Source organism: Rhizobium sp. YIM 134829 (assembly GCF_046546455.1).
Map to the genome: position 1 here is coordinate 252,535 of NZ_JBKHKI010000002.1, position 14,956 is coordinate 267,490.

Here is a 14,956-nt window from a genome sequence, read left to right on the forward strand (position 1 = left end):
CTTGCGCTCATATTAAAAGATGAGTAGGAAAGTCAAGATAGAGACCCATCTTCTCAGCCGCCTCGCGCAGCGGCGCCTTCGAAACAGGCTCGACAGAGGACCGACATGACCCGCCCGAATCCTGTGCAGATCCGCGCCCTCCTTGCCGACTCTGCTTTCATGCACGGGCCGAACGCCAACGGCCCATGTTCGACCCCACCCCCTTGGACGCGAAGTCTCATCCGCATGAAGGGGCAAGGCCTTGTCGACGTCGGCCCGCGCGCCGCCGAGGCCGTCGACAGGTCCACCACGGCGATCCACGCCGCGTCGAGCACGTGACATGACCCTCAGTATCATGCCTGGCGGGAGCCGGCCGGCGCGCCGACCCACGATGATCGCCGCCATCCGGGATGGCGACCGGTCGGGTCTCGCCCGGCTGCTCATCGCCCTCCTCCTTGTCGTCACGGCCACAAGCTTTCTTGTGTCGGTGATGACCGGCGTCGCCGATGCCTCAGTCGGCAATCTCCTGCGCTTTCTGACGGGAACAGAGACGGCCGAGCAGTCCCTCAGCCTGCGCGATCGAATCATCCTCCTCGACATCCGCCTGCCGCGCGCCGTGATGGGCCTGCTGGTCGGCGCGGCGCTGGCCGTCTCGGGTGCCGTCATGCAGGGCCTGTTCCGCAATCCGCTGGCCGATCCCGGCCTGGTCGGCATTTCCTCGGGCGCCAGCCTCGGCGCGGTGCTCATCATCGTGCTTGGAGGCGCCCTGTTCGGCCCGCTCTTCACCACGCTTGGGCCCTATACCCTGCCGCTCGCCGCCTTCCTCGGCGCACTGGGCTCGACACTGCTTCTCTACCGGCTGGCGACGCACAATCGCGAGACCTCGATCGCCACCATGCTGCTGGCCGGCATTGCGCTGGCGGCGCTCGCCAATGCGGTGACCGGCGTGCTGATCTTTATCGCCGACGACAAGCAACTGCGCGATCTGACCTTCTGGGGTCTCGGATCGCTCGCCGGCGCAAACTGGACGAAACTCGCCGTCGCCAGCCCGGTGATCCTCGCCGGCCTGCTCGCCGCCCCCTTCCTCGCCCGTGGCCTGAACGCACTGACGCTCGGAGAGGCGACGGCCTTCCACATGGGAGTGCCCGTTCAGCGGCTGAAGTCGCTGGCCATCCTCTCGGTCGCCGGTGCGGTCGGGGCGTCGGTGGCGATCAGCGGCGGCATCGGCTTCGTCGGGATCGTCGTGCCGCATCTGCTGCGGCTGGTGATCGGCCCGGACAATCGCTTCCTGCTGCCGGCTTCGGCCCTGCTTGGTGGAACGTTGCTAATCGTTGCCGACATGGTGGTCCGCACCATCGTGCCGCCGGCTGAACTGCCGATCGGCATCATCACCGCCTTTGCCGGCGCCCCCTTCTTTCTCTGGATCTTGATGCGCGGCCGCGGCCGGCTGGGCCTCTGAGCGACGGCCTGGCAGCTCGGTCCAACCGCCAGGATCCTCTCATCTCCCACTCTGCGCCCGACGAAAGCCCGCCATGATCGAAGCCACTGGCCTCTCCCTCCGCCTCGGCGCCACGCCGATCCTGCATGACGTCTCCTTCACCGCCGCCGCCGGGCAACTGACCGCCATTCTCGGGCCAAACGGCTGCGGCAAGACCACAACGCTGAGAGCAATCGCCGGCGAACTTCCCTTCGAAGGCCAAGTGACGATCGGCGGCGAGGATTTGATGCGGCTTGCCCCCATGGAACTGGCGCAGCGTCGGGCGGTGCTGCCGCAGGCAAGCGTTATCGCCTTTCCCTTTACCGTGCGCGAGATCGTCGGCATGGGGGTGATCGCCAGCGGCGCAGCGCCCGGCGCGGCGGAAGATCGCGTCTTCGAGGCGCTTTCGGCTGTCGACCTCGATGGCTTCGGCGGACGGCTCTATCAGGAGCTTTCGGGGGGCGAGCAGCAGCGTGTTCAGCTCGCCCGGGCGCTGACGCAGATCTGGTCGCCCTTGCGCGACGGCAAGCCCTGTTTCCTGCTGCTCGACGAGCCCGTCTCCAGCCTCGATATTCGCCATCAGCTGACCATCATGCGGCTGGCGCAGGATTATTGCCGACGCGGCGGCGGCGTGGTCGCCGTCATGCATGATCTCAATCTCACCGCCATGTTCGCCAACCGGCTGGTGGTGATGAAGCGCGGCCGCGTCGAGGCACTCGGTACGCCGACCGAGGTGCTGACCGACGCGACGCTCGAGCACGTCTTCGGCTGTCCGATGCGTGTCGGCGCCCTACCCGGGCCCGACATGCCCTTTGTCCTTCCCCAGACCGTTGGCCAGGGTGTGCCGCGAAGGCCCGGTTCGGAACAAATCGCTTGATGACGCGTTTGCGATGCACAGGTGAGAGGACGGCCGGAAGGTTGCATCCTCCCCCCCCTCATCGACCACACAATGGCGAAACAAGGAGTTTGTTCATGTCCCTGGGTCTCTTCAACGGCTCGTCCCGTTCGCATCGCTCCCATGGCCTCTTCGGCGGCTCCGTGGAGAGTCAGCTGAGCGATATTCGCGATGAGATCGCCGAGCTCGCTGCGCTGCTCGCCAAGCGCGGCAACAAGGCCTCCGGCCTTGTCCGTCACCGCGCACATGACCTGCGTGGCCAGGCGGAGTCGAGCCTTGGCGACCTGATGGGTACGGCCGAACATGTCGTCGCGGATCTGCGCCACCGCTACGGCGACACCGGCCGCGAGGTAAGCCGCACCGTTCGCCGTCACCCGGTCGCGACCCTTGGCGCGGTTGCCGCCGTCGGCCTGATTGCCGCCGCCCTGCTGCGCCGCTGAACAGGCGCGACTGCGGGGCCACCCGCCCGTTTGCTCCGATCGCGGTGCGGCCCCAGGGCCTGCCGCGATCTTTTCATGATTGAACCTTCCTAAAATCGATGGGGTATAGAACGCATGGGTGCTCTGGCTGGCTTGCTGTCCGGGATTGCGGCGACGAATTTTACGGTCATGTTCGCGCGGCTGAAGCGCAATGCCGTGCTCTGGGCCGTGATCGGCCTCTTTCTGCTCACCACCTATGTGCTGCTGATCACCGCGGCGGCCTTCGCGCTCTCTACTCTCTACGGCCCGGTCTATGCGACGCTGATTCTCGCCGGCGTCTCCTTCGTGCTCGTGCTCATCGTGCTGGTGATCATGGCGCTGATCAGCGGCCGCGAAAAGCGGATGGCGCTGGAGCGCCGTCGGCAATCGCAGCTGCAGAGCAATGTCGCGATGGCCGGCGCGATGGCGCTCTTCCAGAAGCGCCCGCTGGCGGCCGCTGCCGCCGCCGTCGCTATTGGCGGCCTGCTTGGTCTGACGCGCGGACGCAGCCACGACTGACGGGAAACACCACCTCGAGTGTCGATCGGGCCCGGTTTACGCCGGGCCTTTTGTTGCCGGTCAGGTCAGCGGCATGCGGACGATGGCCGTCACCCCGGTCGGCAAATATTCGACCCTCACCTGGCTCCCCATCACCTTGTCCAGGCTGCGCTCGATCAAAATCGAGCCGAAACCGCGACGCGACGGTTCCTTGACCGGTGGCCCGCCGACCTCCACCCAGGTCAAGTGCAGGACCCGCGCCTCATCCTCGATTATCTTGCGCGCCGTGATGACCACGCGGCCGCGGGCATTGGAGAGCGAGCCGTATTTATAGGCGTTGGTGGCGAGCTCGTGCAGCACCAGGCCCAAGCCCACTGCCTGATCGGGCCCAAGCGAAATTTCGTCCTTGTGGATCTCCACCTGCTTCTCGTAGTCGCGCACATGCGGCGCCAGTTGCTTCTGGAGCAGCGCCGACAGCCGGATTTCGCCCCATTCATGGTCGGAAAGCAGGCCATGGGCTTCCGAGATCGCCTGGAGACGGCCAGCGAACGCGGTCATGAATTCCTGCGGGTCGCTGGTCTGGCGGAGTGTCTGGCGGGCGAGCGACTGCAGCATGGCCAGCGTGTTCTTCACGCGGTGGTTGAGCTCGCGCAGCAGAAGCTTTGTGCGCTGCGCCGTCATCTGCTCGGCGGTCACGTCGATATTGACGCCGAGAAAAGTTTCCGGCCGGCCGGTGGGCCCGCGTTCATGAACGCGACCGCGGCCCTGAACCCAGCGCCCGCTCCCCTGAACGCGGAAGGTGCTGCTATATTCGGCATCCTCGGCTATGGCCGCGCGCAGAGAGTCGAGCATGGCGCTGCGATCATCAGGATGCACCGCCTCGAAGACTTCCCGCGAGGTGAGCGATCGGGTCGACACGCCGAACATGCGAGCCATGGCGGCATTGAAGCTGATCACTCCGCTGCCGACATCCCAAAGCCAGCTGCCGACATTGGCGGCCTCGAGCGCCATGGCATGGCGGTGCTCGTCGCGCGAGAGCGCCCGCTCGGTCTCGGCGCGCCGGCGCGCTTCCTCCTTGAAGGCAAGCAGCCGTGCAGCGAGTGCGGCGAGGCGGCGAAGCTGGGCGGCGGCGCTGTCGTCCACATCCATTCGGGGCGCGCTGTCCATGATGGCGACCGTGCCGACCGCATGATTGTCGATGATGATCGGCGCGCCGGCATAGAAGCGTAAGTGCGGCGGATTGACGACGCAGGGTTCGCCTGCAAAGCGCGGATCGCGGCTGGCGTCGCGCACGATCAGCGGCACGCCGGCTGGATCGGCAATGACATAGGCGCCGAAGGTGCGCTGGATCTCCAGCTTGTCGAGATCGGTGCCGACGCGGGCGACGAACCACTGATGCGTGGCATCGATCAGCGTGACGACGGCGATCGGCGCATTGAGGGCGCTCGCCGCAAGCTCGGCGATGTCCTGGAAGTCGGGGTCGAAATGCGGCGTGCCGGAAACCAGCGTCTTCAAAACGGCCACACGATCCGCATCCTTGATGACGGCCGGCAGGTCCGGCAGCAAGTCCGATCGTTGTTCGCTCATCCCACTCACGGCCTGGCAGGAGACGGTCAAGCGCTGCGGTTGCAGACGTCCGTCCTTTGATTCATTGTCCGGGCAGAGTGCGCATGATCCTCGCCTTTAAGCAACCCGCAAGTCACAACGGGTGAACCGCAGCGTGCGGCTGCGGTCCTTCGCGATCGACAGATAAAGGCTGGCTTACGAAACGAAAGCCCGGGACGTCAGCGGTGCCGACGTGGAATCCGGACCATATTCGTTCTCGCCCGTCACCTGAAGAATATCCGACAGACGCTGCCGTGCGCGGTTGACGCGGCTCTTGATCGTGCCGAGCGCGCAGCCGCAGATTTCCGCCGCCTCTTCGTAAGAGAAGCCTGACGCACCAACGAGGATGATCGCCTCGCGCTGGTCGGGCGGCAGCATGTTCAGCGCCCGCTTGAAGTCCTGCAGGTCCAACGAGCCATATTGCGAAGGATGCTGGGCGAGCGATTCGGTAAAGAAGCCATCGCTGTCCTGCACCTCGCGTCCACGCTTGCGCATCTGGCTGTAGAGCTCGTTGCGCAGGATGGTGAAGAGCCAAGCCTTCATATTGGTGCCCATCTCGAAGTGGTCCTGCTTGGCCCAGGCCTTCATGATGGTGTCCTGCACCAGATCGTCGGCGCGGTCGTGGCGGCCGATCAGCGACATGGCAAAGGCGCGCAGGCTGGGGAGTGCAGCCAGCATTTCGCGCTTGAAGCTCGGTTCTTCCGAAGACATCGTCTTGTCGCTCATTCGGCTACATCCGGCAGGGATTTGCGCTCGACGGCATCGAGCTTTTCAAGAAGATCAAGAAAGCGATCCGGAATTGCCTCGTCCTGGACAGAGAGATAGAGTGCGCGCAGCTTTGTTGCGATCTGCGCATGAGGATTTTCGGCCCGCAGCGGCTCTCCCGCGCTGGGACCAATCCCTTTTTTCGTCGTCATTGGATACGATGCCCTCGTAAACTCATCAGATTGGAAATGCGCGAGCGAAAATTTTGTTCCCCTTATGGAACCTTTTTTTCGCAACTTGCGTTTCCCCGGCGTCATGCCCGGCCTTGTGCTGGAAAGAGGGAGTTGTTTGATGTCTTTATCCACCCGGATTGCCCCGTTCCTGCCTTACCTGCGTCGCTATTCTCGCGCGCTTACGGGCTCGCAGACTTCGGGTGATGCCTATGTTGCGGCCGTGCTCGAAGCGCTGATCTCCGATGTCTCGATCTTCCCCGAGGCGAGCAGCGACCGCGTAGCCCTGTTCCAGCTCTATACCAAGCTCTTCGGCAACTCGTCCGTCCTGATCCCCGAGCCGGTCTCGCCCTTCGCCTGGGAGAAGCGCGCTTCGGTCAACCTCGCTTCGGTCTCCCCGCTCGCACGTCAGGCCTTCCTGCTCGTCTCGGTCGAGGGCTTCCGCGCCGATGAGGCGGCGGAGGTGCTGAGCACCGGCCATCAGCAGGTCAACAAGCTGCTCGAACAGGCGTCCGAAGAGATATCCCGCCAGGTCGCCACGGACATCATGATCATCGAGGACGAGCCGTTGATCGCGATCGATATCGAACAGATGGTCGAAAGCCTCGGCCACCGCGTGACCGGTATCGCCCGCACGCGGGATGAGGCTGTCGCGCTCTTCAAGTCCAGCCAGCCGAGCATGGTTCTGGCTGACATTCAGCTTGCCGATGGTTCTTCCGGCATCGATGCGGTCAACGAAATCCTGCGCACCGCGCCGATCCCGGTCATCTTCATCACCGCCTTCCCAGAGCGGCTTTTGACCGGCGAGCGGCCGGAACCGACCTTCCTGGTCACCAAGCCATTCAACCCGGACATGGTCAAGGCACTGATCAGCCAGGCGCTGTTCTTCAACGAGTCGACCAAGGCTGCTGCCTGAGTTTCGACGTCCGATCGGCTGCGATAGCCCGCCAATGGCGGGCCACGTTTTTCATCCTGTCCTGTGGATGATGGCCTTGAACGTCGAAGACGATGGAACGGACATCATTCCCTTTCGTTAACTGCGGAAGCTTCCCTTGCCGTCGCCGAAAACGAAAAGGCCTGCCGCGTGACCCCTGTTCGATCTTCCCTCCTGTCGAGCAGCCGGTCCGCCGACGAGACGATCAGTCTCCTGGACCTCGTCCTGCGCAAGACCGGAACTGGCTATCTCGTCCAGTCACCGGAACTCGACACCTTGAAGTCCGGCAACCTGCCGGGCGTGCTTTCGCCACTGGTCGAGCGCGACGGCGATGAGCGCGTCTTCGGCCAGTCCGCGCCAGCGCTCCGCACCCTGAAGCAACAGGTGCTCTCGTCAGGCGAACCGGAGACGACCGAGCTCGACCTCCCCTCCCCAACCGGCCTGCTCACCTTCAAGATCGACCTCGAACGTATCCCCTCGGCGAGCGGCGATGCGCTGCTGACCGTCATCACCGATGTATCCGAAACCCGCCACCGCGAGCGGGTGCTGAAGACGCTGCTGCGCGAGCTCAGCCATCGCTCCAAGAACCTGCTCGCCATCATCCAGGGCATCGCCACCCAGACCGCGCGTCAGGCCTTCTCGCTCGATAGCTTCCTCGTCAAGTTCCGGGGGCGGATCCAGTCGCTCGCCTCGTCGCAGGATCTCGTGACGGAATCGAGCTGGCGCGGCGCCTTCCTGTTCGAGCTGGTGGAAAAGCAGGTCGCGCCCTATTGGCACGGAACGACCCTGCCGATCGCCATGACGGGGATCAACGCCCACCTCTCCCCCAATGCAGCCCTGCATATCGGCCTCGCCATGCATGAGCTCATCGTCAACTCCGCCTCGCATGGCGTTCTCGCGATCGGCATGGAGGGGTTGAAGCTCGACTGCGTCGAGATCGAGCATGAAGAGCGGAGAGTGCTGGAACTTACTTGGGCGGAAACGCTTCCCGCCCATCGCGAGGGAGCGGAGGGCGAGGAACCGGGCTTTGCCCGTACCGTGCTGGAGCGCGTCGTGCCGATCGCCATTGGCGGGACTGCGCACTATGTCTTGACCGCCGAGCGGGTCGACTACCGACTGACCATCCCCGCCCATGAATATGAGATCATCACCCTCGCCGAAGAGTGACGCGTCGCGATGCTGGAGCGGCATATTCTCGCTGGGAAAGGCGTGTCATTCTGCTGAAACGAAAAACGGCCAGTGCCCGGGGGATGGGCACTGGCCGTGTTCATCAACTCACCGAGGGGGCATGTGAGTTGGAAAGCCGGAATTTTTAATTGGTTCGCATTGGGGGCGATGTGAACCACGCTCCGGACAGCGATAAAACGGACGGCCCAAACAAAGGTTCCGGCGCCGCGGAAAAATTTGAGAACTTTTTTCGCGCTTCGGATCGCGGTGCCGATCAGTCCTGTTCGAGCTCGGCGCGATGTGTGTAGAGGCTCAGGAATTTGCGATAGTCGCGGTCATAGCGGGGGCGCAAACTAGCGTCCGGCAGACGTTCCAGCGCGCCGCTATCCATCGCCCGCCCGGCGGCGCCAAGGTCGGCATGGACGCCACCTGCGACTGCAGCCACCATGGCCGTGCCGAGCAGCACCGCGTCGAGCGCCTTCGGCACCTTGACCCGGCAGCCGGTCGCATCGGCATAGAGCTCCATCAGCAGAGGATTGCGCAGGTGGCCGCCGGTGACATGCAGCGTGTCGACGGTGTAGCCGGCCTGCTGCATGAGATCGAGATTGTGGCGCACGCCGAGCGCGATGGCGACGCAGGCACGCCAATAGAGCCGGCAGAGCGCATCGAAGGAACTGTCGAGCGACAGACCGCTGATGACGCCGAGCGCATGCGGATCGGCGAAGGGCGAGCGATTGCCGTGGAAGTCGGGAAGGATATGCAGCCTTGCGCCGAAGGTTTCACCGTGAAGCGCACGCAGTTCCTGCACGCGCAGCACGATCCGCTGATGCAGTTCCGCATCCGGCTCGCCGCCCGCCGAATGGCTGCGAACGATATGGTCGAGCAGGGCACCGGTCGCCGACTGGCCACCCTCGACCAGCCATTGGCCGGGAAAGGCCGCTTCATAATAGGGTCCCCAGAGGCCGAAGCCGGGCTTCATGGTCTGGTCGAAGGCGACGATGCAGCTCGACGTGCCGGCGATCAGCGCCAGCTGGCTGGAGAGCCGTTCCGGCGCGCCGGCATAGGCAGCAAGGACGCCAACGGCGCCGGCATAGGCATCGATCATGCCGGTCGCCACCCGGCAGGCTTCCGTCAGGCCGAGATCGGCCGCCGCCTGGGCGGTCAACGGTCCGACCGCAGCGCCGACGGGAAGCGTCTCGTCGGGTACCGACGCCTTGTCGCGCAGGTCGGCAAGGCCGATGAGACTGAGGAAATCGTTCTGCCAGCCGCCGGCATGGGAGAGATAGTTCCACTTGGCGGTCAGCGTGCAGCGCGAGCGCGCCGGGCTGCCGGTCGCCCGCCAGGACATGAAATCGGCGAGGTCGAAGATGGCCCCGGCCCGTGCCCATTGCTCCGGCAGCCGCTGCTTCAGCCACATCAGCTTCGGCATTTCCATTTCGGGCGACATGACCCGGCCGGCATGAGTCAAGACGGGATGCTTCGTGGCCGTGCAGAAATCCGCCTCTGCAAGAGCCCGGTGGTCGAGCCAGACGATCGTATCCCAGCGAGGATCGCCCTTGCGATTGACGGAGAGCGGCAGGCCCTCCCTGTCGCGCACCACCAGCGAGCAGGTGGCATCGAAACCGATGGCGACGATCGTCTCCGCTGCAACACCGGCCTTGGCCCGCGCGGTCTTCACCGCGATGCAGACGGCCGACCAGATATTTTCGGAGTCATGTTCCGCGTGGTTTTCTTCCGGCCGGTTCATGAGAATCGGATAATCCGCACGCGCCAGCAGCGCCCCTTCGGGATCGAAAATGCCAGCCCGCGCGCTCCCCGTCCCGATATCGACAGCAACGACAAGGTCACGCATGCAAGGCCTGCGGGGCTACGAGACGATGGGGCAGACGCTCGCCGCACGGTCTCTCCCCCCTCGTGGGCGAGATGGGCGGCAGCCCAGAGGGAGTCTTGGCGACGGTCGCGACATGACCGATTGCCCCTTGTAGGGGAAAGCGTGATTGGGAAAGCGGGCGTTGATATCGGCGAAGAATGGTCCTCGATCGGACATGGCTCACATGCCCCGCCCCACCCTCTGGCACCGCTTTTAGCAGACAAGCGACCACGGGCGAGTTTCCGGTCGCCACGCTGCCCGGCCGTCCTTCCTCGCCTCTCTTCAGTGCCTCAGCCCTCGTTCCCGGTCGACAAGATGGACGAGTTCCCGCATGTCGTCAAACAGGGCATCGGGCTCTAAGGCCCGCAATGCCGCGAGGTGGCGCTCGGTACGGGCGTGCGAGGCGCCGGCAAAGGCAAAGACGCGCATGCCGGCGGCCTTGGCCGCCTGGATGCCGGCGGGGCTGTCCTCGATGACGATGCAGGCGCAGGGCGGCGTTCCCATCTGCTGCGCGGCATGCAGGAAGAGATCCGGTGCCGGCTTGCCGTTTTGGACCATCGCGGCGCTGAAGAGATGCGGTTCGAGCTTGCCGATCAGGCCGGTAATCGTCAGCGACAGGCGGATCCGCTCCATCTGGCTCGAGGAGGCCACGCATCGGGGAATTGCGAGATGGTCCAGCGCGGTCGAAATGCCCGGAACCGGCTGCAACTCGGTCTCGAAGCGCTGGTAGAGATCATGACGCATGGCTTCCAGAAACTGGTCGTCGACCTGCAGACCATAATCCTCGTGCAGAATGTCGGACATGGTCTTGAGGCTCTTGCCGAGAAATCGTTCGATCGCCTCCTCGGCATCCATGGTGACGCCTGCCGTACGTAGCACCCGAACCAGCACATCGATCGAAAGCGGCTCGCTGTCCACCAGGACGCCGTCGCAATCGAAGATCACCAGTTCGGGGGCTGCCGTCATTCGCCTACTCCGTGAGCTTGCCGTCGAGATAGAGCTGCAGCGTCCGCCGCGTTCCCTGTTCCGATAGCGTGTTCAGCGCGTGCGCGAAACGGCTTCTGAAGATCTCCGACTGGCCAACCTCGCCAAAAATATCCGAGAGCGCCAGGAAGGCCATCGGATCGTCCTTGGCCTTGACGGCGGCCGCATGCAGCCGGTCGGCGCTGGCATCGTTGAAGGTGATCGGCTTGCCGCTGTCGGTGACGCCGAGGAAGTAGCGGCACCAAAGCGCCGAGACGAGCGACAGGCCGGTGACGTCGAGCCCCTGGCGCAGCCGATCGAGCGTCGACGGCAGGATGAACTTCGGCTGGCGGTTGGAGCCGTCCTGGGCAAGGCGCGGAATGGTGTCGCCGATCTTCGGGTTGAAGAGCCGGTTTTCCACCTGCTTGTAATAGGCCTTGAGATCCGTATCCGGCACCGGCGGCACGATCGGGATGATCTCGTCGGTCTCCAGCTTCTCGAGGAATGCCTGAATGATCGGCTCCTGCATCGCCTCATGCACGAAATGAAGATCGAGCAGGGCAGCCGGATAGGCGATCGCCGCATGGCCACCATTGAGGATGCGGATCTTCATATGTTCGTAGGGCGCGACATCCGGCACGAACTGGACGCCAACCTCTTCCAGCGCCGGACGGCCGGCGGGGAAGTTGTCCTCCAGCACCCATTGCTTGAACTCTTCGCAGAAGACCGGCCAGGCATCCTCGATGCCGTAGTCGTCGGCAGCGATGCCGATTTCGCGCGGGCCGGTGGCCGGCGTGATGCGGTCCACCATCGCATTCGGGAAGGCGACATGGGCATCGATCCAGTCGGCGAGCGCCGGATCGGACAGCCGGGCGAGACCCGAGACCGCCGCATGCGTCACTTCCCCATTGCCGGGGATGTTGTCGCAGGACATGACGGTGAAAGGCTCGAGACCGGCCGCGCGCCGCGCCTTCAGGCCGGCGATGATCAGGCCGAAGACGGTCTTCGGCTGGTCGGGGTTCTGCCCGTCGGCGACGATGGCCGGATGGGCGGCGTTGAAATGGCCGCTCGCATCGATGAAATAGCCGCCCTCGGTGATCGTCAGCGAGACGATGCGGATGGCGGGATCGGCAAGCCGGGCAATGGTGGCGGCCGGATCGTTCGGCGTCAGGAAGTCGATCATCGGCCCGGTCACGCGGGCGGCCGAGCGGTTGTTGTCCTGTTCGACGACCGTGGTCAGCAGGTCCTGGGCGGCGAGCTTCTGGCGCATGGCCTCGTCGGACGGCAGGACGCCGGCGCCGACGATCGCCCAGTCATGGTCGCGGCCGGTGTTGAAGAGGTCGTCGAGATAGATCGCCTGATGGGCGCGGTGGAAATTGCCGACACCGAAATGAACGATGCCGGCCGAGAGGTCGGCGCGCTCGTAGTTCGGGATCGTGGCGGTCGCCTGGATGGCATCCAGCGTGGCGAGCGAGAGCTTGGTGGTCATGGTCGAACCCTTTTTGACGAGAGAGAACTGGCGTGACGGGCGCGCTCAGCTCATCCAGTTGCCGCCATCGACGTTGTAGGTCTGCGAAACGATGTAGTCGCTCTCGGCGGAGGCGAGGAAGATCGCCATGCCGACGAGATCCTGCGCCGTGGCCATGCGGCCAAACGGCACCTCGGCGCCGACGAGCTTCTTCTTCTCGCCGAGCGGACGGTTCTCGAACTTGGCGAACAGCGCATCGACGCCGTCCCAGTGCTCGCCATCGACGACGCCGGGCGCGATCGCATTGACGTTGATGCCATGCGCGATCAGGTTGAGACCGGCGGACTGGGTCAGGCTGATGACGGCCGCCTTGGTGGCGCAATAGACGGCGACGAGCGCCTCGCCGCGTCGCCCGGCCTGGCTTGCCATGTTGATGATCTTGCCGCCGCGGCCCTGGGCGATCATCTGCTTGGCAGCGGCCTGCAGCGTAAAGAGCGTGCCGGAGACATTGATCGCAAACAGCCGGTCATAGCTCTCGCGGGTTATCTCGACGATCGGCGCGAGGTCGAAGAGCGCGGCATTGTTGACGAGGATGTCGAGCCCGCCGGCCTTTGCGACGACGGTTGCGATCGCGGCGTCGATCGAGGCCTGGCTGGTGACGTCCATCTCGACCGCATAGGCCTGCGGCCCGAGTTCGTCGGCGGTGGTCGTGGCGCGCTCGAGGTTGATGTCGGCGATCGCGACGCGGGCGCCTTCGCGGATATAGGCCTCGGCGAATGCGCGGCCGATCCCGCGAGCCGATCCTGTGATCAGCGCGCTCTTGCCTTCAAGACGTGTCATCGGATTGCCTGGCCCTTTTCATCGAACTTATGAATGCGTCCCTCTTCCGGGGTGAGGAAGACGGTGTCGCCGTGGTTGACCGGCAGATCGCCGCCGACACGGGCGGTCATCTGGCCGATGCCGTCGACATGGATATGCAGGAAGGTGTCGGCGCCTAGATGTTCGGCAACGCTGACCGTGCCGGTCCAGGTGCCGGCATCGCGCGAGAGCTTGAGATGCTCGGGACGGATGCCGATCGTGTGAGCATGGTAGGCAGCGGCCTTCGCGCCCGTCACGAAGTTCATGCGCGGCGAGCCGATGAAGCCGGCGACGAAGAGATTGTCGGGACGGTGATAGAGATCGAGCGGCGAGCCGACCTGCTCGATATTGCCGGCATTGAGCACGACGATCTTGTCGGCCATGGTCATGGCTTCGACCTGGTCGTGGGTGACGTAGACCATCGTCGTCTTCAGCTGCTGGTGCAGCTCGCTGATCTCGAGCCGCATCGTGCCGCGCAGCGCGGCATCGAGGTTGGAGAGCGGCTCGTCGAACAGGAAGGCGGAGGGCTCGCGCACGATGGCGCGGCCGATCGCCACGCGCTGGCGCTGGCCACCCGACAGCTGGCCCGGCCGGCGGTCGAGATAGTTGGTAAGGTTGAGGACGCGTGCGGCCTCGGTGACCTTCTTGTCGATGACGCTCTGGTCGAGCTTGGCCATCTTCAGCGGGAAGGCGATGTTGTTGCGCACGGTCATATGCGGATAGAGCGCATAGGACTGAAACACCATGGCAAGCCCGCGGCGGGCTGGCGGTGCGCTGGTCACGTCGCGCCCGTCGATCTCAATCGTTCCGGCGCTCGCATCCTCGAGCCCGGCGATGATGCGCAGAAGCGTGGACTTGCCGCAGCCCGACGGGCCGACGAAGACGACGAACTCGCCGTCCTCGATGACGAGATCGATGCCTGGGATGACCGTGGTCGATCCGAAGGTCTTGTTGACGTGCTTGAGCGTGATGTTGCCCATCTGTGCCTCCCGCTTGTTCTTTTGTGTTCGTTTACTTGACGGCGCCGAAGGTGAGCCCGCGCACCAGCTGCTTCTGGCTGAACCAGCCCATGATCAGGATCGGCGCGATGGCGAGCGTCGAGGCGGCCGAAAGCTTGGCCCAGAACAGACCCTGCGGACTGGAGAAGGACGAGATGAAGGCGGTGAGCGGCGCGGCATTGGTGGTCGTCAGCCGGATCGTCCAGAAGGCCTCGTTCCAGGCGAGGATGATGTTGAGCAGCATGGTGGAGGCAATGCCCGGCACCGCCATCGGGGTCAGGACATAAACGATCTCCCCCCAGAGCGAGGCCCCGTCCATCCGCGCGGCTTCCAGAATCTCGCCCGGAATTTCGCGGAAATAGGTGTAGAGCATCCAGACCACGATCGGCAGGTTGATCATGGTCAGCATCAGGATCAGGCCGAGACGACTGTCGAGCAGGCCGAGATTGCGGAAGATCAGATACATGGGGAAGAGGACGGCGACCGCCGGCATCATCTTGGTGGACAGCATCCACATCAGGATGTCCTTGGTCCGCTTGGTCGGCGAGAAGGCCATGGACCAGGCGGCTGGGATGGCGATCGCCAGCGCCAGGATGGTGGAGCCGACAGAGAGCAGCACCGAATTCATGAACGGCTTGAAGTAGTTGTACTGCGTCTGCACCGCCGCGTAGCTTTCCGTCGTTCCCGAAGGAATGATATTGAAGCCAGCGATCGCCTCCGTCTCCGACTTGAAGGAGGTGATGATCGTGTAGAGGATCGGGAAGAAGATGACGAGCGCAACGATCCAGGCGGCAAGCGTGGCGAAGGCCTTGTGTCTATTTGTGACGGCACGAGCCATGACGAAGTCTCCT

The 14,956-nt window shown here is 64.3% G+C and carries 15 protein-coding genes; 6 read left to right on the top strand and 9 right to left on the bottom strand.

Annotated features, from left to right (window positions below):
* The first annotated feature begins 334 nt into the window (after positions 1–334).
* The 4 genes from ACLE20_RS06110 (at position 335) to ACLE20_RS06125 (ending at position 3,328) form a co-directional block, all read left to right on the top strand.
* On the top strand, positions 335–1,438 hold the full coding sequence (locus ACLE20_RS06110) for a FecCD family ABC transporter permease (RefSeq protein ID WP_410939515.1): 1,104 nt from the start codon (positions 335–337) through the stop codon (positions 1,436–1,438).
* Between the two features lie 73 nt (positions 1,439–1,511).
* Complete coding sequence (locus ACLE20_RS06115) at positions 1,512–2,333, top strand: heme ABC transporter ATP-binding protein (protein WP_410939372.1); 822 nt, start codon at positions 1,512–1,514, stop codon at positions 2,331–2,333.
* A 95-nt stretch (positions 2,334–2,428) separates the two neighbouring features.
* Positions 2,429–2,791 (top strand): YqjD family protein, encoded by a 363-nt coding sequence (locus ACLE20_RS06120; protein WP_410939373.1) that lies wholly within the window; start codon positions 2,429–2,431, stop codon positions 2,789–2,791.
* Positions 2,792–2,905: 114 nt separating this feature from the next.
* Complete coding sequence (locus ACLE20_RS06125; protein WP_410939374.1) at positions 2,906–3,328, top strand: hypothetical protein; 423 nt, start codon at positions 2,906–2,908, stop codon at positions 3,326–3,328.
* Between the two features lie 60 nt (positions 3,329–3,388).
* Here the strand turns inward: ACLE20_RS06125 and ACLE20_RS06130 are convergent, their stop codons facing one another.
* The 3 genes from ACLE20_RS06130 to ACLE20_RS06140 all read right to left on the bottom strand — a co-directional run bounded on the left by ACLE20_RS06130 (position 3,389) and on the right by ACLE20_RS06140 (position 5,829).
* Complete coding sequence (locus ACLE20_RS06130; RefSeq protein WP_410939375.1) at positions 3,389–4,894, bottom strand: sensor histidine kinase; 1,506 nt, start codon at positions 4,892–4,894, stop codon at positions 3,389–3,391.
* Between the two features lie 174 nt (positions 4,895–5,068).
* Positions 5,069–5,623, bottom strand: a complete 555-nt coding sequence (locus ACLE20_RS06135; RefSeq protein WP_323107167.1) for an RNA polymerase sigma factor — start codon at positions 5,621–5,623, stop codon at positions 5,069–5,071.
* Positions 5,624–5,634: 11 nt separating this feature from the next.
* Positions 5,635–5,829: a NepR family anti-sigma factor gene (locus tag ACLE20_RS06140; protein WP_410939516.1), complete on the bottom strand. Its 195-nt coding sequence runs from the start codon at positions 5,827–5,829 to the stop codon at positions 5,635–5,637.
* A 139-nt stretch (positions 5,830–5,968) separates the two neighbouring features.
* On the opposite strand from ACLE20_RS06140, the gene ACLE20_RS06145 reads away from it, so the two are divergent.
* A complete protein-coding gene (locus tag ACLE20_RS06145) occupies positions 5,969–6,763 on the top strand; it encodes a response regulator (protein WP_410939376.1) in 795 nt (264 codons plus the stop codon).
* 168 nt (positions 6,764–6,931) lie between these two features.
* Positions 6,932–7,948 carry a sensor histidine kinase gene (locus ACLE20_RS06150; RefSeq protein ID WP_410939377.1) on the top strand — a complete coding sequence of 339 codons (1,017 nt, stop codon included), beginning with the start codon at positions 6,932–6,934 and terminating at the stop codon, positions 7,946–7,948.
* 274 nt (positions 7,949–8,222) lie between these two features.
* Here ACLE20_RS06150 and ACLE20_RS06155 read toward each other — a convergent pair whose 3' ends face one another.
* The 6 genes from ACLE20_RS06155 to ACLE20_RS06180 form a co-directional block, all read right to left on the bottom strand.
* A complete protein-coding gene (locus ACLE20_RS06155) occupies positions 8,223–9,800 on the bottom strand; it encodes an FGGY-family carbohydrate kinase (RefSeq protein ID WP_410939378.1) in 1,578 nt (525 codons plus the stop codon).
* 300 nt (positions 9,801–10,100) lie between these two features.
* Positions 10,101–10,784 carry an HAD family hydrolase gene (locus tag ACLE20_RS06160; RefSeq protein WP_410939379.1) on the bottom strand — a complete coding sequence of 228 codons (684 nt, stop codon included), beginning with the start codon at positions 10,782–10,784 and terminating at the stop codon, positions 10,101–10,103.
* Between the two features lie 4 nt (positions 10,785–10,788).
* Positions 10,789–12,270 carry a mannitol dehydrogenase family protein gene (locus ACLE20_RS06165; RefSeq protein ID WP_410939380.1) on the bottom strand — a complete coding sequence of 494 codons (1,482 nt, stop codon included), beginning with the start codon at positions 12,268–12,270 and terminating at the stop codon, positions 10,789–10,791.
* Between the two features lie 45 nt (positions 12,271–12,315).
* Complete coding sequence (locus ACLE20_RS06170; protein ID WP_410939381.1) at positions 12,316–13,089, bottom strand: L-iditol 2-dehydrogenase; 774 nt, start codon at positions 13,087–13,089, stop codon at positions 12,316–12,318.
* Positions 13,086–14,087, bottom strand: coding sequence for an ABC transporter ATP-binding protein (locus ACLE20_RS06175; protein WP_410939382.1), 1,002 nt, complete (start codon positions 14,085–14,087; stop codon positions 13,086–13,088). Before ACLE20_RS06175 ends, ACLE20_RS06170 begins: the two co-directional genes overlap by 4 nt.
* Before the next feature lie 31 nt (positions 14,088–14,118).
* Complete coding sequence (locus tag ACLE20_RS06180; RefSeq protein ID WP_410939383.1) at positions 14,119–14,943, bottom strand: carbohydrate ABC transporter permease; 825 nt, start codon at positions 14,941–14,943, stop codon at positions 14,119–14,121.
* Positions 14,944–14,956: the final 13 nt, after the last annotated feature.